This is a genomic window from Cohnella herbarum, assembly GCF_012849095.1.
GTDB lineage: Bacteria > Bacillota > Bacilli > Paenibacillales > Paenibacillaceae > Cohnella > Cohnella herbarum.
Window position 1 is genome coordinate 4,490,797 of record NZ_CP051680.1, and the last position, 19,050, is coordinate 4,509,846.

A 19,050-nucleotide genomic window follows, 5' to 3' on the forward strand; every position below is an offset into this window, starting at 1 on the left:
CCAATCGTGTGACAGTTAAATTACCAAACGTAGCAAAGCACTTCTCCGCCGGACTTCCCTTGACGGGCTTCCTTATCGGTGATGATGCCTTTAGATGTGGAAATGATCGCGATGCCGAGGCCACCCAACACACGCGGTACTTCAGTAGATTTCGTATAAACGCGCAAACCTGGTTTGCTAATGCGTTTAAGACCCGTGATAACGCGCTCGTTGTTCGCACCGTATTTCAAGAAAATGCGGATCAAACCTTGCTTGTTATCTTCTACATATTCAGCGTCGCGGATAAAACCTTCACGTTTCAGGATTTCAGCAATTTGCTTCTTAACCGTAGACGCAGGCAATTCCACCGACTCATGACGCACGAGATTCGCGTTGCGAATCCTCGTCAACATATCTGCAATAGGATCAGACATAACCATGGGGTAAACCTCCTTCCCGAACTAGGCTGATTACCAGCTCGCTTTTTTGACGCCAGGAATCTGGCCTTTATATGCCAATTCACGGAAACAGATCCGGCAGATCTTGAATTTTTGCAAAACGGAATGCGGACGTCCGCAACGTTCGCAACGCGTGTAAGCCTGGACTTTAAACTTCGGCGTACGCTGTTGCTTGATTTTCATCGACGTTTTTGCCACTTGCTTTCACACCTCCATTAGAATACCTTTTGCTCATTGACCGGGCTATCGTCACTTCGCAAACGGCATACCCAATTGGGTGAGCAGCTCACGCGCTTCTTCGTCCGATTGTGCAGTCGTTACGATGACGATATCCATCCCGCGAACTTTATCAATCTTGTCATACTCGATTTCCGGGAAAATCAATTGTTCTTTCAAACCGAGCGTGTAGTTTCCGCGGCCATCGAACGATTTGGTCGATACGCCGTGAAAGTCACGTACGCGAGGAAGAGAAATGTTGAACAATTTATCCAGGAAGTAATACATCCGTTCGCCACGAAGCGTTACTTTAACGCCGATCGGCAAGTTCTCACGCAAGCGGAAGCCCGCGATCGATTTTTTGGAGCGAGTGATTACCGGCTTTTGACCAACAATCTTCTGCATGTCCTCTACCGCGAAATCCATGATTTTGGAGTTCGAAACCGCTTCGCCGACACCCATGTTCAGGACGACTTTCTCGATTTTCGGCACTTGCATGACGGATTTGTAGCTAAACTTCTGCATAAGAGCAGGAGTGATTTCATTCAGGAAACGTTCCTTCATTCTTGCTGCCATGAGTCACAGTGACCTCCTTTCCGTTCTTACTGCGATTAGTCGATCAGTTCTCCGGAGCGTTTAGCTACCCGGACTTTTTTGCCGTTATCAAGCGTTTTGCTGCCAACGCGAGTTGGTTTGCCGCTTTTAGGATCGATATGCATCACGTTAGACACGTGAATCGGCGCTTCGCGCTCGATGATACCGCCTTGTTGGTTCGTTGGGTTTGGACGCGTATGGCGTTTCACCATATTGACGCCCTCGACAAGTACGCGATTTTCGCGCGGATACGCTGCGATAATGCGGCCTTTCTTGCCTTTGTCTTTGCCCGAGATGACGATGATGTTATCGTCTTTTTTCACGTGCAGTTTATTGTTGTGCGATTCAAGCACTTTTTTCAGACGGGGCATGGGTACACCTCCTTGAGTGTTTCTCCATCGGTGCGTTCCGGAATGTTAGAGAACTTCCGGTGCCAGGGAAATGATTTTCATGAAGTCGTGTTCGCGAAGCTCACGGGCAACTGGTCCGAAGATCCGGGTACCGCGCGGGCTCTTGTCTTCTTTAACGATTACAGCAGCGTTCTCGTCGAACGCGATGTAAGATCCGTCTTTACGGCGTACCGAACGTTTCGTACGAACGATAACGCATTTGACTACGTCGCCTTTTTTGACAACGCCGCCTGGTGTTGCTTGTTTAACGGAGCATACGATCATATCACCGATATGTCCTACGCGGCGTCCTGTGCCACCAAGCACGCGGATACACATCAATTCTTTCGCGCCGGAGTTGTCGGCAACGGCCAGACGCGTAAACGGTTGAATCATCGCAAGGTCCTCCTTTCAGTTACAGGTGAGAGTCTCTTAGGCCAATACGGCTTTCTCGACGATTTCGACCAAGCGCCATGTTTTGTCTTTCGACAAAGGGCGGGTCTCCATGATTCTCACTGTGTCGCCGATTTTTGCATCATTAGTTTCGTCATGCGCTTTGAATTTCTTCGTGTATTTAATCCGTTTGTGGTACAAGCTGTGTTTTTTGTACGTTTCAACAGCTACCACAATCGTTTTATCCATTTTGTCGCTGACGACCTTACCAATCTGCACTTTACGATTGTTGTTGCGTTCGCTCATGGTAATCCTCCTTTTCCCGGGTTTTAGCCGATGCCGAGTTCACGCTCGCGCAAAATGGTTTTAGCCCGAGCAATTTCTTTCCGCAGATCGCCAAGGCGGTGCGGGTTATCCAGTTGGCCAGTAGCCAGTTGGAAGCGGAGGTTGAACAGCTCATCCTTGAAGCCGGCGATCTTCTGTTCGAGTTCCGCCGATGTCAGGTTGCGAAATTCACTGGCTTTCATTTGCTTCACCACCCAGTTCTTCACGTTTCACAAACTTCGTCTTGATCGGCAACTTGTGCGCAGCAAGACGCATCGCTTCACGTGCGATCTCCTCGGATACGCCTGCGAGCTCGAACAATACTTTGCCCGGTTTCACAACGGCAACCCATGCTTCTACGTTACCTTTACCGCTACCCATCCGAACCTCAAGAGGTTTTTGGGTGATCGGTTTCGAAGGGAAAATTTTGATCCAAACTTTACCGCCCCGTTTAATATAACGAGTCATCGCGATACGCGCAGCCTCGATTTGACGGTTCGTTATCCAAGAAGGCTCCATTGCTTGCAGACCGTATTCGCCGAAGTGAACTTCAGCGCCGCCTTTAGCTTGGCCTCTCATTTTACCGCGGTGTACTTTGCGGTGTTTTACGCGTTTAGGGACCAACATGATCAGTTGCCTCCTTCCTCAGCAGCTCTTTTCTTCGTCGGAAGGACTTCGCCACGGTAGATCCATACTTTTACGCCGATGCGGCCATAAGTCGTATGTGCTTCCGCCGTTCCGTAATCGATATCAGCGCGGAGTGTGTGCAATGGCACAGTACCTTCGCTGTATCCTTCTTGACGAGCAATTTCCGCTCCGCCCAGACGACCACTAACGGATGTTTTGATTCCTTTCGCGCCAGCGCGTTGCGTACGTTGCATAGCTTGTTTCATCGCGCGGCGGAATGAAACGCGGCGTTCCAGTTGTTGCGCGATGCTCTCGGCAACCAGGATAGCGTCCATTTCCGGGTTTTTGATCTCGGAGATATTGATGTGCACTTTCTTGCCGTTCGTGATTTTCGTAAGTTGGCCGCGAAGCACTTCTACTTCAGCGCCGCCCTTACCGATTACGATACCCGGCTTAGCAGTGTGAATCGTAACGTTAACGCGGTTAGCGGCACGTTCGATTTCGATTTTGGATACTGCGGCTTCCTTCAACTTCTTCTTAAGGAATTCGCGGATTTTGACATCTTCGATTAGAAGAGTGCCGAAATCTTTTTCAGCATACCATTTGGATTCCCAATCACGGATAATGCCGATGCGAAGACCGACGGGATTTACTTTTTGACCCACACGTTGTCCCTCCTTATTTCTCAGATACGACCAGCGTAATGTGGCTGGAACGCTTGAAAATACTGAATGCGCGACCTTGGGAACGTGGTTGGAATCGTTTCATCGTCGGACCTTCGTTAACGAAGGCTTCGGACACGACCAATTTGTTCACGTCGAGCTGGTAGTTGTGTTCAGCGTTCGCAATGGCAGAGTTCAAGAGTTTCTCGAGAACCGGAGATGCCGAACGCGGTGTATGACGCAGAATAGCAACCGCATCGCCGACTTTTTTACCGCGGATCAGGTCTACGACCAGGCGGACTTTACGAGCCGGAATGCGAATGTTATTCACAACAGCTTTCGCTTGCTGAGACATCGGTGTACCTCCTCCCTTACGTACGTATCGTGACGATTAAATGGTAACGGCTTGGCGCACTTTACTTAATCGCACTTCGTAGGGTTAAAATTATCGCTTGCCCGTTTTCTTATCGTCGTCCGTATGTCCTTTGAATGTACGCGTTGGCGCGAATTCGCCCAACTTGTGACCTACCATGTCTTCCGACACGTATACAGGCACGTGCTTACGTCCATCGTATACAGCGAACGTTTGACCCACGAACTGTGGGAATATCGTCGAGCGACGAGACCAAGTTTTGATAACGACTTTTTTATTCGAACCGGACAGTTCTTCCACTTTTTTCAGTAGATAGCCATCCACGAAAGGTCCTTTTTTCAAACTGCGACCCATGGAATGCTCCTCCCTTCAACGCGGTTTTCACGCATTGCATTTCTCATTCGTTCATGCCGCCGGACAATTACTTGCTGCGACGACGAACGATATATTTGCTCGAAGCTTTTTTCTTCTTGCGCGTTTTGTAGCCAAGCGTTGGTTGGCCCCATGGAGAAAGCGGGGATTTACGTCCGATTGGCGCACGGCCTTCACCACCACCGTGTGGGTGATCGTTCGGGTTCATTACAACTCCACGAACCGTAGGGCGTTTGCCTAACCAACGATTACGTCCTGCTTTACCAATGTTCAGCAATTCGTGATCTTGGTTACCGACAGTACCGATAGTTGCGCGGCAAGTTTTGAGAATGCGGCGAATCTCGCCGGATGTCAAACGAATGGTAACGTAAGTTTCTTCTTTACCGAGCAATTGAGCGCTCGTACCGGCTGCGCGAACCAATTGGCCGCCTTTGCCTGGTTTAAGCTCGATGTTGTGGATAACCGTACCGACCGGAATGTTTTCCAACGGAAGCGCGTTACCTACTTTGATGTCAGCCGATGGACCGGACGTGATTACATCATTAACTTTAAGGCCTTTAGGCGCGATGATGTAAGTTTTCTCACCGTCTGCATAGTTGATCAGAGCGATGTAGGAAGTACGGTTCGGATCGTATTCGATCGAAGCCACGCGGCCGGGAATGCCGTCCTTCGTGCGCTTGAAATCGATAATCCGGTACTTACGCTTATGTCCGCCGCCGTGATGACGAACGGTAATTTTACCTTGGTTATTACGGCCTGCGCGTTTGAATAACGGCGCGAGCAAGGATTTTTCCGGCTCTGTTGCCGTAATCTCTTCGAACGTTGCGATCGTCATTTGACGACGACTGGCCGTTGTCGGATTAAACTTTTTGACTGGCAATTGGATTCCCTCCTTACTTTAGAGACTTATTATACAGAGGATTCGAAGAACTCAAGCGGTTTGCTATCTGCAGAAAGCTGCACGATCGCTTTTTTCCATTCGGAAGTATAGCCGCTATGTCTGCCGTAGCGTTTAGGCTTCGCAGGCATTCTGAGTGTATTTACGCCAACGACTTTCACTTTGAAGATCTGCTCGATGGCTTGTTTAATTTCGGTTTTGTTGGCTCTCAAGTCAACTTCAAACACGTATTTGCGTTGATCCAAAAAGTCGCTTGTGCGTTCGGTAACAACCGGCCGTTTGATTAGATCGCGGGGGTTTTTCATTACGCGAACACCTCCTCAACTTTAGCGACTGCATCCTTCGTGATGATCAATTGATCATGTTTCATCACGTCAAGCACGTTGATTCCTTCGGCGGAAACGAATTTAACGCCTGGGATATTACGCGCGGACAGGGCCACGTTATTATCAAAGTCAGCCGTTACTACTAGAGCTTTACGGGATACTTTGAGGTTGTTCAAGAGCTTTGCAATGTCCTTCGTTTTCGGTTGGGACAAGCTCAGCTGATCAAGAACGATGATTTGGTTATCCACAACTTTGCTGGACAACGCGGATTTAATCGCCAAACGACGTACTTTGCGAGGCAATTTGAAGCCATAGCTGCGTGGCGTTGGTCCGAATACGATACCGCCGCCTTTCCATTGCGGCGAACGAATACTACCTTGACGAGCGCGGCCAGTTCCTTTTTGTTTCCATGGCTTACGTCCGCCTCCGCGCACTTCCGAACGACCTTTCGTATCGTGCGTGCCCGAGCGAAGCGAAGCTTGTTGAAGCAATACGGCGCTGTGCAATACGTGAACGTTCGGCTCTAAACCGAATACTCCTTCTGCCAGATCCAATTGTCCAACTTCTTTGCCGTCAACGTTAAATACGGATACTTTCGGCATGAGTGGTCCTCCTTTCCTCATACATTACGAATTATTTCTTCACCGCTGAGCGGATTTTGAGAAAACTGTTACGAGCGCCCGGTACGGAGCCTTTGATCAGCAATACGTTACGCTCAAGATCGACTTTAACGATTTCGAGGTTTTGTACGGTGATCGTTTCGCTACCCATACGGCCGTGCATTTTCTTACCTTTTGGCACGCGGTTTGCGTCACGAATGGTCGCGAGCGAACCGTTACCGCGGTGATACTTGGAACCGTGCGTCATCTTACCGCGTTGGAAGCCCCAACGTTTGATTGCGCCTGTCGTTCCTTTACCTTTGGAAACCCCAGTTACGTCAACGATATCGCCTTCGGAGAACTGGTCAACTTTAAGTTCTTGACCAACTTCCAAGTCAGCCGGTGTAAGTCCGCTAACTTCGCGAATGAAGCGCTTGGGTCCAGTGCCTGCTTTCTTAGCATGGCCAATGGCTGGTTTAGTTGCTAGCTTCTCGCGTTTATCCGCGAAGCCGAGCTGTACCGCTTCGTATCCGTCGTTATCGGCGGATTTCTTTTGCAATACGACGTTCGGAGTTGCTTCTACCACAGTAACCGGCACTACATTGCCGTCAGCTGCGAATATTTGCGTCATTCCGAGTTTACGTCCCAAGATTCCTGACATGTTGACACCTCTTTTCTGATGGATCTAATTTACTTCTTGCTACATTTAAAGCTTGATTTCGATATCAACGCCGGACGGCAGATCAAGGCGCATTAGCGCATCGACTGTTTGCGGCGTAGGATTGACGATATCAATCAAACGCTTGTGCGTACGCATTTCGAATTGCTCACGCGAATCCTTGTATTTGTGCACCGCACGCAGGATCGTAATGATCTGCTTTTCGGTCGGCAACGGAATCGGTCCAGATACACCAGCACCTGTACGTTTTGCCGTTTCTACGATTTTCTCCGCGGATTGATCCAGGATACGGTGGTCGTAGGCTTTCAAACGGATACGGATCTTTTGCTTAGCCATAGAATTCCCTCCTTCATTCGCCCAATTTTGGAATCGGACATACTCCGTGAGAATAACCCGACAATCACCAGTTGGCTTCCTTTATGGCAAAGGGGCCGGGTGTGTCGGCAACCTCTCACATCAACGCACAGTCACAGACCAACATTCACTATTATAGCGATCTGCCCAACCGATTGCAACATTTTTTTTCTAAACATTCCATAGGGGCTTTTACGTGCATATTTTTGCTTTACATGGTGTCGTAATCGTTGGGAAACACTGTATCGGATGAGTTGTTCACTGATAATCCACATGGATAATACGGAGGTTACACAATGCCAGATTGGCTAGAGGTTGCGCTACGGACTTTAATGGCCGTTGTTATCTTGTTCATTCTAACTCGCATTCTGGGGAAGAGGCAGATTTCTCAACTATCGCTCTTCGAGTATATAACCGGAATATCGATCGGCAACTTGGCCGCTTATCTATCCCTGGACACGGATTCGAATTGGGTGATCGGGATCGTGGCCATGTCCGTTTGGGTTGCGGTTTCATTAGGGATCGAATTTCTGCAGCTTAAGAGCAAGAAAGCCAGAGATATACTCGACGGCAAACCGACTATCATTATGCAAAATGGAAAAATTCTCGAGAACAACATGAAGAAGGAACGTATTACTTCCGACGAGTTGTTAGAGATGTTAAGGATGAAAAACGTCTTCGATGTCTCGCAAGTCGAATTCGCCGTAATGGATACAAGCGGGGAACTAAACGTTCTATTGAAGAAAGAGCATCAACCGTTGACGCCTTCGGACATTAATCTCCCCGTCACGCCCGAGAAATTCAGCATGTCCGTCATTATGGACGGCAAAATTCTTGAGGATTCCTTGAAACGGGTTGGCTTGAATGAAAACTGGCTTAATGCGAAGCTTGAGAAACTGGGTACGAAAGTGGAACGTATCTATTTCGCCCAGGTCGATTCGCAGAACAAGCTTTACCTGGATCCTTACGAAGATTCCATTAATGCTCACTGAGATAACAAATTCCCGGTTCCTCGTCATGGACAGCCCTTATCTCCCATATAGATAAGACAGGTTGCATTGAAGGGACTGATCGTGCTTGCTTTCGCTCCAAAAAGTCGTTGTTATCGTCATAGGCAGCATATTGATCGCAATGGGCATTGATTTTTTCTTAATGCCCATCAAGGTGTTAGACGGAGGACTGATCGGCATTGCTCTCATAGGAAACTATTTATTCGGAGTCAAAGTCGGTCTCCTGCTCATCCTCTGCAGCTTGCCCGTATTCGTTTACACTTGGTTCAAAGACAAATCCATCTTCTTTCACAGCTTATTCGGGATGATCTTCCTGTCCTACTTCATCGATCTGTTCGATCCTTATAATCCGCTGGGATCATTAATACATGATTATCCGTTTATCGCATCGATCGTCGGAGGACTATGCATAGGCATCGGCTTCGGTGTTTTACTCAGGTTCGACACAAGCACGGGCGGAATCGATCTATTAGCCAAACTGCTTGCCGGTAGATTGCGTATTAACGTAGGGATTTTAATTCTTATTATGGACGCGGTTGTCGTTAGCATAGGAGGTTTCTTATTTTCGGTGGATACATTCTTTCTTTCCGTCGCCACAATTAGCTCGGGCGGGTTAGCGACAAGTTTATGCACGACAAAGTATTTCTCCTACTAATAACGTAACGAACATTATATAGAAGAAAAAGAAGAGCTATCTAGGCGATTAAGCCTTGGATAGCTCTTCTTTATTGGAAAGTCGCTTATTTTTGGATAGAAGCAACTGCGCCTGCGCCTACAGTACGACCGCCTTCGCGGATAGCGAAACGAGTACCTTCTTCAACGGCGATTGGCGAAATCAGTTGTACAGTAACTTCGATGTTATCGCCAGGCATAACCATCTCAGTGCCTTCAGGCAGGTTGATGATACCAGTTACGTCTGTTGTCCGGAAGTAGAACTGCGGACGGTAACCTGTGAAGAAAGGCTTGTGACGGCCACCCTCACCGGAAGTCAGAACGTAGATTTGAGCTGTGAACTCAGTATGGGGTTTAACGGAACCTGGCTTCGCGATTACTTGGCCACGCTCGATGTCTTTACGGTCTACACCACGAAGCAATGCTCCGATGTTGTCGCCGGCTTGAGCTTGATCAAGCAATTTGCGGAACATTTCTACGCCCGTTACAACGGATTTGCGAGTTTCTTCTTGCAAACCGATGATTTCAGCCTCGTCGCCAACTTTGATGATACCACGCTCAACACGGCCTGTAGCAACAGTACCACGACCAGTGATTGTGAACACATCCTCAACAGGCATCAAGAAAGGCTTGTCAGTTGCGCGCTCAGGAGTTGGGATATAGCTGTCGATCGCTTCGAACAACTCAAGGATTTTGTCAGCCCAAGGACCATCAGGGTTAGCAAGAGCTTCACGAGCAGCACCGCGGATGATTGGAGTATCATCGCCCGGGAACTCATATTCGCTAAGAAGGTCGCGAACTTCCATCTCAACGAGTTCAAGCAACTCTTCGTCTTCAACCATGTCGCATTTGTTCAAGAATACGACGATGTAAGGAACGCCTACTTGCTTGGAAAGCAAGATGTGCTCGCGCGTTTGCGGCATAGGGCCGTCAGCAGCGGATACAACCAGGATCGCTCCGTCCATTTGAGCAGCACCGGTGATCATGTTTTTAACATAGTCAGCATGTCCTGGGCAGTCAACGTGTGCGTAGTGACGGTTAGGAGTTTCGTACTCAACGTGTGCTGTGGAAATTGTAATTCCACGCTCGCGCTCTTCTGGAGCTTTGTCGATTTGATCAAACGCTACTGCAGCACCGCTGCCGTATTTTTTGTTCAATACCGAAGTGATTGCAGCCGTAGTTGTAGTTTTACCGTGGTCAACGTGACCGATAGTTCCGATATTGATGTGTGGTTTGTTACGTTCGAATTTAGCCTTAGCCATGGATACTGTTCCTCCTTAATGAGTAAAAGGATTTATTTTGATGACGGGCGAAGACGGCTTATGCCATCTCCTAACCGTCTACTTTCAATAACTTGCTTATACGCCTTTGTACTTGGAAATGATCTCTTCGGAGATCGATTTCGGTACTTCTTCGTAGTGGGACAGTTCCATCGAGAACACCCCACGGCCTTGCGTACCGGAACGAAGCGTTGTGGAGTATCCGAACATCTCTGCCAACGGCACCTTCGCGCGAACGATTTGTGCGCCGAAACGCATATCGGATCCTTCGATGCGACCGCGACGGGAACTCAGCATGCCCATAACATCGCCGAAGTACTCTTCGGGAACCGTTACTTCAACCTTCATGATCGGCTCAAGCAAGCAAGGGCTACATTTGTCCTTAGCCGCTTTAAGCGCCATCGATCCAGCAATTTTGAACGCCATCTCCGAGGAGTCGACGTCATGGTACGATCCGTCAACGATAGTGGCTTTAATATCAACAAGCGGGAAGCCTGCGAGTACGCCATTTTTCATTGATTCTTCGATACCGGCTTGTACTGGCGCGATAAACTCGCGTGGTACTACGCCGCCGACGACTTTGTTCTCGAACAAGAAGCCTTCGCCTGGCTCACGCGGTTCGAACTCGATCCAGCAATGGCCGTATTGACCGCGTCCACCGGATTGGCGAACGAACTTACCTTCGACTTTCGCAGGGACACGGAATGTTTCACGGTAAGCAACTTGCGGTTTACCAACATTCGTCTCCACTTTGAATTCGCGAAGCATACGGTCAACAAGGATTTCCAAGTGAAGCTCGCCCATACCGGAGATGATCGTTTGGCCGGTTTCTTCGTCCGTGTGAGCACGGAACGTAGGATCTTCCTCAGCGAGCTTCTGCAGAGCGATACCCATTTTATCTTGGTCGGCTTTCGTTTTAGGCTCAACCGCAAGTTGGATAACCGGCTCAGGGAAGTTCATCGATTCCAGGATTACCGGATGTTTCTCGTCGCACAGCGTGTCTCCAGTCGTCGTATCTTTCAGACCGACGGCTGCCGCGATATCACCGGAGTAAACTTCGGCGATTTCTTGACGGCTGTTCGCATGCATTTGCAGAATACGGCCGACGCGTTCGCGTTTGCCTTTCGTCGCGTTTACAACGTAAGAGCCTGCGCTCAGTACGCCGGAGTATACGCGGAAGAAAGTCAGACGACCAACGTAAGGGTCAGTCATAATCTTAAACGCTAATGCAGCGAAAGGTTCGGCGTCCGAAGACTTACGAACTGTTTCCGTACCGTCTTCTAAATGACCTGTGATAGAAGGTACGTCTAGAGGAGACGGCAGGTAATCAACTACAGCATCCAACATCGGCTGAACGCCTTTGTTACGGTAAGAGGAGCCGCATACGACCGGGAAGATTTTCACTTCACAGACGCCTTTACGAAGAGCTGCTTTGATTTCCGGGATCGTGAGTTCTTCACCCTCCAAGAATTTCATCGTCAAGTCTTCATCCAGTTCTGCAACTTTCTCTACCAAGATAGCGCGTAGTTCTTCCACTTGAGCTTCATACTCTGCAGGAATCGCAATTTTCTCTGGATCCTTACCTTGATCGTCTTTGTATTTATAAGCAACCCGTTCAACAAGGTCGATCATCCCTACAAAAACATCTTCGGCGCCCATAGGCAATTGAATCGCTACAGCGTTCGCGTTCAAGCGTTCTTTCATGGAAGTAATAACGTTAAGGTAGTCCGCACCGATAATATCCATCTTATTAACATAAGCGATACGCGGTACGCCGTAACGGTCGGCTTGACGCCATACCGTTTCGGACTGTGGTTCAACGCCTTCTTTGGCGCTGAACACGCCAACAGCCCCATCCAATACGCGCAAGGAGCGCTCGACTTCTACCGTGAAGTCAACGTGACCCGGGGTGTCGATAATATTGATACGGTGTCCAGACCATTGAGCGGTCGTAGCGGCCGATGTAATCGTGATGCCACGCTCTTGCTCTTGCTCCATCCAGTCCATCGTAGCGGCGCCTTCGTGCACTTCGCCGATCTTATGAACTCGTCCGGTGTAGAACAAAATCCGTTCCGTAGTCGTGGTTTTACCCGCATCAATATGCGCCATAATCCCGATATTACGCGTATTTTGCAAGGAGAACTCTCTAGCCATCGATATAGTCTCCCTTCATTTGTGTTGCTTAAGCGAATTCTACCAACGGTAGTGAGCGAATGCTTTGTTCGCTTCCGCCATTTTGTGAGTATCCTCACGCTTCTTAACGGCTGCTCCAGTGTTATTGGAAGCATCCAGAATTTCAGCTGCTAAACGCTCTTCCATCGTCTTCTCTCCGCGGTTGCGGGAGTAGTTAACGAGCCAGCGCAGTCCAAGGGACGTGCGGCGTTCAGGCTTAACTTCAATTGGAACTTGATAGTTTGCTCCACCTACGCGGCGAGCTTTAACCTCAAGCACCGGCATGATGTTCTTGATTGCTGCTTCAAAAACCTCCATTGGTTCTTTACCGGAGCGCTCTTGAATCAATGTGAACGCATCATACAGAAGTTGTTGGGCTACGCCCTTCTTTCCGTCGATCATGATGCGGTTTACGAGACGAGTAACAAGTTTGCTGTTGTACAGCGGATCCGGGAGTACATCCCGTTTCGGAACTGGTCCTTTACGTGGCATCGAAGTTCCTCCTTTCTCATTCATGTTGTTCCGCGTCAGGCGATAAAGTCGCCCTTCCGCTTATTAGGATTTTTTAACTTTCGGTCTTTTCGTACCGTATTTGGAACGAGCTTGTTTCCGGTTGTTAACGCCTGCGGTATCCAACGCTCCGCGAACGATATGATAACGAACCCCCGGCAAGTCTTTAACCCGGCCTCCGCGAACAAGAACAACGCTATGCTCTTGCAAGTTATGGCCGATCCCCCCAATGTAGGCGGTCACCTCAACGCGGTTGGTCAAACGGACCCTTGCGTATTTACGAAGTGCGGAGTTCGGTTTTTTCGGAGTCATCGTTCCTACACGAGTGCACACTCCGCGTTTTTGAGGCGCGCTCAATTCAGTTTCTACGCGTTTCAACGCGTTGAACCCTCTTTGAAGAGCAGGAGATTTCGATTTTACGACCTTCGATTGACGGCCTTTACGAACTAGCTGGTTAATTGTTGGCATGCTGCCACCCCCTTCCCGTAATCGGTAAAAAAATAATTAGTAAACGACTCAACCGATACCCCTTTGCGAAGCCCACAGATCCAGGTGGTTCATTTTGAGAGACGAGAAAGGGCCCGACCGACCAGCTTCACACATGAAAATCGCTTTTCCGTGATCCATGACCGAATCAAACCCATCAATTCTATTCCCCAACGGCTGCGGCAGTAGCCTCGCCGACTCAATGTCACACTTTTTACTTAGGATCGCACCGTATCGATGTACGTCAGTATGACGCACGTCTGGCACACACTATGATATATTATCACTTCAATTTGGGTGTGTCAAGGATAATAAGCATTCAAATGCCTATGAACTAGAATAGCCTCTTCTTCATGCTAACAAGGAATATCCCAAGCAATATGCCGCTATACAATAAAGGCGCCGTCACCGACAAAGCGATGTCCAAGGCCGTTGCCTCTTCATACCGATTCAACGTTTCCATCGTTCGGAATAGAGGCGGCAGCAACCACGCCAGCCCGCTTGCATACTCTGGCAAAGCCTTGGCTATCCCTGCGCCCGCAAGAGCTATTGCGATGGTTAAGAAGATTCCTAATATCGCATAGCTCAGCTTCCCGACAAGCTTATTCGTAAACAGGATGGATATCGATAGGCCAAGCAAAGCCAAAAAGCCGTGGCTCAAATACGCGATGACGCTTTCCGACAACGAAGGCTGCCTGTCGAACTTATCGAACGCAATCGGGTACAGTACGCAAATGAACGACAAAACCATACAGATAAGCATTATAACCATTAGCTTGTATAGATAATATTTGATCACGTTTCCGATATGCATGACCGTAATTAATTGCTGCGTCTCATCCTCCGCATCGATATATCCAAACCCGAGCCAAGCAGCAACGACGAACAGCATTGTAGACGTAAGCGAGTAGCTCGACATAACAGGGTTAGGTACAACGCCATATATAAACAATAGAATGATTCCGAACATTAACAGCGGAGCGACAAACCTATAGGATCTCGCATAATATCGGAATGAATATCCGACCGCCGCCCTCATATCGCGACCCCCTGCTTCGTTTGACCATATGGTTTTACCGCCATTTCATCATTTTCCACGGAGACGACGGAAGCCCCCTCGTTAAGAATCGCTTGCAGAAACCGATCGCTCAACGATGAATCGATCTCGATACTCCATCTATGATTGGCGTGACTCCGAACGATGATCGTTGAAAACTTCTCCATACATTTCCGGGTTTGCTCTTCATCGAGATCGAAAGTGATCATTTTTTGGCTTACCGGCTTCTGCCTAGCGATTCTATAGTCGTTACCTACGACTCCGTCTTTCAAGGTGACAACCCGATCCGCTATCCGATCGATTACCTCTCTCTCGTGCGTGGATAATACGATAGCCATCCCTTTTTTCTTAAGTAAAAGAAGCACTCCGATGAGTTCGTCTTGCGTCTGGATATCCAATCCCGATAACGGCTCGTCCAACAGTAAGAGATCCGGCTCTTCCAATAAGGCTTGCATCAGATTTACCTTCTGGAGCATCCCTTTCGAGTAATGGCGAAGCTGCTGTCGAGAAGTGACATTCAACCCGAATTGAAGCAATAGCTCGGCTATCCTTCGCTCTAACGATTCATTTGCCATTCCTCTCATTTTACCCATGCTGCGCAAATACTCCTCCGCGGTAAATCGCATTCGAGGAAACCCGTCCGGCACGAACCCGATCGACAGTTTTTTTAACGCCGTAACTTCTTTCCTGCTCCCCTGATTAAACTGCCCGTATCCGCTTATCATTTTTAACAACGTGCTCTTTCCGGAACCGTTGCTTCCGACAATGGCCGTCACTTCGCAATCGCAGACCGTTAGAGATAACCTCTTCAGAACTTCTTTGGATCCGTATCTGCAGACGATTTCGTCCAGCTTAATCAAAGGTTGTGTCATAAAGCGACCTCCGCGCGAAAAAATGGGTGTAAAAAAGCGGATACCCTTGCAGGTATCCGCCAGTTCATCTGTCTGAAGTTGTTACTCTACGCCAACCGGTTCAAGCTCGGCGGATTCATCGGTCGGTTCGTCAAATGGCGAAACGACGCGGATGTTGCGATAACGCGCCATACCTGTCCCTGCCGGAATGAGTTTCCCGATAATGACGTTCTCCTTGAGTCCGAGCAATCTGTCGACTTTGCCTTTGATAGCCGCATCGGTCAGAACGCGAGTGGTCTCTTGGAAGGATGCCGCGGATAGGAACGAATCGGTTTCGAGCGACGCTTTCGTGATCCCGAGGAGCACTGGACGCGCAACGGCCGGTTCCTTGTCGGAAAGGATCGCTTCGCGGTTTGCCGCTTCGTATTCGTGGAGATCCACGAATGCGCCCGGCAGCAATGGCGTGTCGCCCGGATCAACGATCCGAATCTTACGGAGCATCTGCTTGATCATAACCTCGACGTGCTTATCGTTGATTTCAACGCCTTGGTTACGGTAAACGCGTTGTACCTCTTGCAGAATGTAGTTCTGCACGCCGCGAATACCTTTGATGCGAAGCATTTCTTTCGGATCGATCGAACCGTCCGTCAACTCGTCTCCTGCTTCTACTTGCTGTCCTTGAGTGACGCGAATGCGCGAACCGTAGCTGACAGGGTAGATTTTGGATTCCGCTCCGCCCTGAAGCTCGATTTCGCGACGATCCTTCGTTTCGCGAATTTCTTTAACTACGCCGTCAAGCTCGGAGATAATAGCTTGACCTTTCGGATTCCGAGCTTCGAAGAGCTCTTGAATCCGCGGCAAACCTTGCGTGATATCGTCCCCTGCAACACCGCCGGTATGGAACGTACGCATTGTGAGCTGCGTTCCCGGTTCCCCGATGGATTGCGCGGCGATAATCCCGACCGCTTCCCCGATTTCGACTTTCTTGCCCGTCGCCAGGTTACGTCCATAACAAAGCTTACATACGCCATGACGGGCGCGGCAGCTAAGAACGGAACGAATCTGAACTTTCTTGATGCCTGCATGTATGATCTCTTCCGCTTTAGGCGTGTCGATCAAATCGTTACGATTAACGATAACTTCTTTCGTTTCCGGATGACGAATCGTTTCGAAAGCATATCTGCCTTCAATACGGTCGAACAAGTCCTCGATGACCTCTTTGCCGTCCTCGATGCGGGAAACCGTAATTCCTTTGTCCGTTCCGCAATTGTCCTCGCGAACGATTACGTCTTGCGCGACGTCTACGAGACGACGAGTCAAGTAACCGGAATCGGCTGTACGAAGGGCGGTATCGGCAAGACCTTTACGCGCTCCGTGAGTGGAGATGAAGTACTCCAATACGGTCAGACCTTCGCGGAAGTTCGATTTGATCGGCAACTCGATGATACGACCGGACGGGTTGGCCATCAGACCCCGCATACCGCCCAATTGGGTGATTTGCGATTTGTTACCCCGCGCTTTGGAGTCGACCATCAACATGATGTTGTTGTAACGATCCATGGACTTCATCAGAATATCCGTCAGTTCGTCCTTCGTTTTGCTCCAGATCTCGATAACGCGATCCCGACGCTCTTCGTTCGTAATCAAACCGCGGCGATATTGCGTCGCGACGACGGATACGCGTTCTTCGGATTTCGCCAGAATCTGTACCTTCTCTTGAGGAACGATAACGTCGGATACGCCGATCGTGATGCCCGCGCGAGTCGAATACGTAAATCCGAGCTGCTTGATGTTATCCAGTATGACGGACGTCTTCGTCGTATGGTAAATTCGGAAGCATTCGCCGATGATATTACCCAAGTACTCTTTACCTACGGCTCCCGGCACGGCAGGATCATCGATAAACTTGTTGAGATCCGCGCCTTTGTCGTAGATGAAGTATTTGTCCGGCGTTCCTTTGACCAAGTTTTCTTTGGTCGCTTCGTTGATGTAAGGGAACGTTTCCGGGAAAATTTCGTTGAAGATGATTTTTCCGATCGTCGTAACGATCAGCGCTTCCTGCTGTTCCGGAGTAAAGGTCTTTTTCTTCAACTCTTTAACCGGGATAATGACACGGGCATGCAACGAAATGCCTGCAGTTCCGCGTTGATAAGCGGAGACCGCTTCGTTGACGTTCGCAAAACGAAGACCCGTACCGTAAGATTTGTTGTTATCCATCGTCAGGTAGAAGCATCCGAGAACCATATCCTGGGAAGGAGTAACGACCGGCTTACCGTCTTTAGGGTTCAAGATGTTACCTGCGGCAAGCATCAGCAAGCGCGCTTCGGCTTGAGCTTCGGCGGACAACGGAACGTGAACGGCCATTTGGTCACCGTCGAAGTCGGCATTGTAAGCCGTACATACGAGCGGATGAAGCTTAATGGCGCGGCCTTCGACCAAGATCGGTTCGAAAGCTTGGATACCGAGTCTATGAAGCGTTGGCGCACGGTTGAGCAGCACTGGATGTTCCTTGATGACTTCCTCGAGGACATCCCATACTTCCGGGCTAACCCGTTCAACTTTGCGTTTCGCGCTCTTAATGTTGTGGGCTAGACCCTTCAACACGAGTTCTTTCATTACGAAAGGCTTGAACAACTCCAACGCCATCTCTTTAGGCAGACCGCATTGGTACATTCTCAAGCTTGGTCCTACGACGATAACGGAACGTCCGGAATAGTCGACCCGTTTACCGAGCAAGTTCTGACGGAAACGTCCTTGTTTACCTTTCAGCATATGGCTGAGAGATTTCAACGGACGGTTACCCGGACCCGTAACGGGACGGCCGCGACGACCGTTGTCGATCAACGCGTCAACCGCTTCTTGAAGCATCCGCTTCTCGTTCTGAACGATAATATCCGGCGCGCCCAGATCAAGCAAACGTTTCAAACGGTTGTTCCGGTTAATAACGCGGCGGTACAGGTCGTTCAAGTCGCTTGTTGCGAAACGTCCGCCATCCAATTGAACCATAGGACGCAGTTCGGGAGGAATGACCGGCAACACGTCTAGAATCATCCAATCCGGCAGGTTGCCGGAGTTACGGAACGATTCCACGACTTCCAGACGTTTAATCGCGCGGTTACGGCGTTGACCTTGCGCCGTGCGAAGATCTTCCCTGAGCGTCTCTAACTCGCGATCAAGGTCGATGTCTTGCAGCAATCTCTTAACGGCTTCCGCACCCATGCCAGCATGGAACGCGTAACCGTACTTATCGCGATAGCTCCGGTATTCCTTCTCGGAAAGAAGTTGCTTCTTCTCGAGAGGCGTATCGCCCGGATCCGTTACGACGTAAGATGCGAAATAGATGATCTCTTCCAAGGAGCGCGGAGACATATCGAGAGCAAGCCCCATACGGCTTGGAATTCCTTTGAAATACCAGATATGCGAAACCGGAGCCGCCAATTCGATATGGCCCATCCGTTCGCGGCGAACTTTCGCGCGCGTGACTTCGACGCCGCAACGATCGCAGACGACGCCTTTGTAACGAACTCTTTTGTATTTACCGCAATGACATTCCCAGTCCTTGGTCGGCCCGAAAATCTTTTCGCAGAACAGGCCTTCTTTTTCCGGCTTCAAGGTCCGGTAGTTTATCGTTTCCGGCTTTTTGACTTCGCCTCTCGACCACGACCGGATTTTGTCCGGTGAAGCCAAACCGATCTTCATAAACTCAAAGTTATTGACGTCTAACAAGGAGCAAGCCCTCCTTCATCGTTGCTAAGATTTCAGATCTTAA

The 19,050-nt window shown here is 49.3% G+C and carries 25 protein-coding genes; 2 read left to right on the forward strand and 23 right to left on the reverse strand.

Annotation, left to right across the window (positions count from 1 at the left end; genetic code table 11):
- Positions 1 to 20: 20 nt before the first annotated feature.
- The 16 genes from rpsH to rpsJ all read right to left on the reverse strand — a co-directional run bounded on the left by rpsH (position 21) and on the right by rpsJ (position 7,225).
- On the reverse strand, positions 21 to 419 hold the full coding sequence (gene rpsH, locus HH215_RS19120; RefSeq protein ID WP_169281341.1) for a 30S ribosomal protein S8: 399 nt from the start codon (positions 417 to 419) through the stop codon (positions 21 to 23).
- Positions 420 to 449: 30 nt separating this feature from the next.
- Positions 450 to 635, reverse strand: a complete 186-nt coding sequence (locus HH215_RS19125; protein WP_169281342.1) for a type Z 30S ribosomal protein S14 — start codon at positions 633 to 635, stop codon at positions 450 to 452.
- A gap of 51 nt (positions 636 to 686) precedes the next feature.
- Positions 687 to 1,229 carry a 50S ribosomal protein L5 gene (gene rplE, locus HH215_RS19130; RefSeq protein WP_169281343.1) on the reverse strand — a complete coding sequence of 181 codons (543 nt, stop codon included), beginning with the start codon at positions 1,227 to 1,229 and terminating at the stop codon, positions 687 to 689.
- A gap of 35 nt (positions 1,230 to 1,264) precedes the next feature.
- Positions 1,265 to 1,618: a 50S ribosomal protein L24 gene (gene rplX / locus HH215_RS19135; RefSeq protein WP_217362225.1), complete on the reverse strand. Its 354-nt coding sequence runs from the start codon at positions 1,616 to 1,618 to the stop codon at positions 1,265 to 1,267.
- A gap of 45 nt (positions 1,619 to 1,663) precedes the next feature.
- Complete coding sequence (rplN, locus tag HH215_RS19140) at positions 1,664 to 2,032, reverse strand: 50S ribosomal protein L14 (protein WP_169281344.1); 369 nt, start codon at positions 2,030 to 2,032, stop codon at positions 1,664 to 1,666.
- Positions 2,033 to 2,068: 36 nt separating this feature from the next.
- Positions 2,069 to 2,335, reverse strand: a complete 267-nt coding sequence (gene rpsQ, locus HH215_RS19145; protein WP_169281345.1) for a 30S ribosomal protein S17 — start codon at positions 2,333 to 2,335, stop codon at positions 2,069 to 2,071.
- Positions 2,336 to 2,358: 23 nt separating this feature from the next.
- The gene (rpmC, locus tag HH215_RS19150; RefSeq protein WP_041066918.1) at positions 2,359 to 2,556 is read right to left on the reverse strand and encodes a 50S ribosomal protein L29; all 198 of its coding nucleotides are present in this window, start codon (positions 2,554 to 2,556) and stop codon (positions 2,359 to 2,361) included.
- On the reverse strand, positions 2,543 to 2,980 hold the full coding sequence (gene rplP / locus HH215_RS19155; RefSeq protein ID WP_169281346.1) for a 50S ribosomal protein L16: 438 nt from the start codon (positions 2,978 to 2,980) through the stop codon (positions 2,543 to 2,545). Before rplP ends, rpmC begins: the two co-directional genes overlap by 14 nt.
- A gap of 2 nt (positions 2,981 to 2,982) precedes the next feature.
- Positions 2,983 to 3,645 (reverse strand): 30S ribosomal protein S3, encoded by a 663-nt coding sequence (rpsC, locus tag HH215_RS19160; RefSeq protein ID WP_169281347.1) that lies wholly within the window; start codon positions 3,643 to 3,645, stop codon positions 2,983 to 2,985.
- 13 nt (positions 3,646 to 3,658) lie between these two features.
- Entirely contained in the window at positions 3,659 to 3,997 is a 339-nt protein-coding gene (rplV, locus tag HH215_RS19165) for a 50S ribosomal protein L22 (RefSeq protein WP_169281348.1), read from the reverse strand.
- A gap of 90 nt (positions 3,998 to 4,087) precedes the next feature.
- A complete protein-coding gene (rpsS, locus tag HH215_RS19170; RefSeq protein WP_135153599.1) occupies positions 4,088 to 4,369 on the reverse strand; it encodes a 30S ribosomal protein S19 in 282 nt (93 codons plus the stop codon).
- Between the two features lie 67 nt (positions 4,370 to 4,436).
- Positions 4,437 to 5,267 carry a 50S ribosomal protein L2 gene (gene rplB / locus HH215_RS19175; RefSeq protein WP_169281349.1) on the reverse strand — a complete coding sequence of 277 codons (831 nt, stop codon included), beginning with the start codon at positions 5,265 to 5,267 and terminating at the stop codon, positions 4,437 to 4,439.
- Between the two features lie 29 nt (positions 5,268 to 5,296).
- Complete coding sequence (gene rplW / locus HH215_RS19180; protein WP_169281350.1) at positions 5,297 to 5,590, reverse strand: 50S ribosomal protein L23; 294 nt, start codon at positions 5,588 to 5,590, stop codon at positions 5,297 to 5,299.
- Positions 5,590 to 6,213 carry a 50S ribosomal protein L4 gene (rplD, locus tag HH215_RS19185; protein WP_169281351.1) on the reverse strand — a complete coding sequence of 208 codons (624 nt, stop codon included), beginning with the start codon at positions 6,211 to 6,213 and terminating at the stop codon, positions 5,590 to 5,592. Before rplD ends, rplW begins: the two co-directional genes overlap by 1 nt.
- Before the next feature lie 31 nt (positions 6,214 to 6,244).
- The gene (gene rplC / locus HH215_RS19190; protein WP_169281352.1) at positions 6,245 to 6,871 is read right to left on the reverse strand and encodes a 50S ribosomal protein L3; all 627 of its coding nucleotides are present in this window, start codon (positions 6,869 to 6,871) and stop codon (positions 6,245 to 6,247) included.
- A gap of 45 nt (positions 6,872 to 6,916) precedes the next feature.
- On the reverse strand, positions 6,917 to 7,225 hold the full coding sequence (rpsJ, locus tag HH215_RS19195; RefSeq protein ID WP_027087350.1) for a 30S ribosomal protein S10: 309 nt from the start codon (positions 7,223 to 7,225) through the stop codon (positions 6,917 to 6,919).
- 314 nt (positions 7,226 to 7,539) lie between these two features.
- On the opposite strand from rpsJ, the gene HH215_RS19200 reads away from it, so the two are divergent.
- Positions 7,540 to 8,235 (forward strand): DUF421 domain-containing protein, encoded by a 696-nt coding sequence (locus HH215_RS19200; RefSeq protein ID WP_169281353.1) that lies wholly within the window; start codon positions 7,540 to 7,542, stop codon positions 8,233 to 8,235.
- A gap of 85 nt (positions 8,236 to 8,320) precedes the next feature.
- Positions 8,321 to 8,908 carry a YitT family protein gene (locus tag HH215_RS19205; RefSeq protein ID WP_169281354.1) on the forward strand — a complete coding sequence of 196 codons (588 nt, stop codon included), beginning with the start codon at positions 8,321 to 8,323 and terminating at the stop codon, positions 8,906 to 8,908.
- A gap of 85 nt (positions 8,909 to 8,993) precedes the next feature.
- Here HH215_RS19205 and tuf read toward each other — a convergent pair whose 3' ends face one another.
- The 7 genes from tuf to rpoC all read right to left on the reverse strand — a co-directional run bounded on the left by tuf (position 8,994) and on the right by rpoC (position 19,007).
- Positions 8,994 to 10,187, reverse strand: a complete 1,194-nt coding sequence (gene tuf, locus HH215_RS19210) for an elongation factor Tu (protein ID WP_169281355.1) — start codon at positions 10,185 to 10,187, stop codon at positions 8,994 to 8,996.
- Positions 10,188 to 10,283: 96 nt separating this feature from the next.
- Positions 10,284 to 12,359 carry an elongation factor G gene (gene fusA / locus HH215_RS19215; protein ID WP_169281356.1) on the reverse strand — a complete coding sequence of 692 codons (2,076 nt, stop codon included), beginning with the start codon at positions 12,357 to 12,359 and terminating at the stop codon, positions 10,284 to 10,286.
- A 39-nt stretch (positions 12,360 to 12,398) separates the two neighbouring features.
- A complete protein-coding gene (gene rpsG / locus HH215_RS19220) occupies positions 12,399 to 12,869 on the reverse strand; it encodes a 30S ribosomal protein S7 (protein WP_169281357.1) in 471 nt (156 codons plus the stop codon).
- A 63-nt stretch (positions 12,870 to 12,932) separates the two neighbouring features.
- Positions 12,933 to 13,355, reverse strand: coding sequence for a 30S ribosomal protein S12 (gene rpsL, locus HH215_RS19225; protein WP_169281358.1), 423 nt, complete (start codon positions 13,353 to 13,355; stop codon positions 12,933 to 12,935).
- Between the two features lie 352 nt (positions 13,356 to 13,707).
- Positions 13,708 to 14,412, reverse strand: a complete 705-nt coding sequence (locus HH215_RS19230) for a hypothetical protein (protein WP_169281359.1) — start codon at positions 14,410 to 14,412, stop codon at positions 13,708 to 13,710.
- A complete protein-coding gene (locus tag HH215_RS19235; RefSeq protein WP_169281360.1) occupies positions 14,409 to 15,302 on the reverse strand; it encodes an ATP-binding cassette domain-containing protein in 894 nt (297 codons plus the stop codon). The genes HH215_RS19230 and HH215_RS19235 overlap by 4 nt, the downstream gene beginning before the upstream one ends.
- 81 nt (positions 15,303 to 15,383) lie before the next feature.
- Positions 15,384 to 19,007 (reverse strand): DNA-directed RNA polymerase subunit beta', encoded by a 3,624-nt coding sequence (gene rpoC, locus HH215_RS19240; protein ID WP_169281361.1) that lies wholly within the window; start codon positions 19,005 to 19,007, stop codon positions 15,384 to 15,386.
- Positions 19,008 to 19,050: the final 43 nt, after the last annotated feature.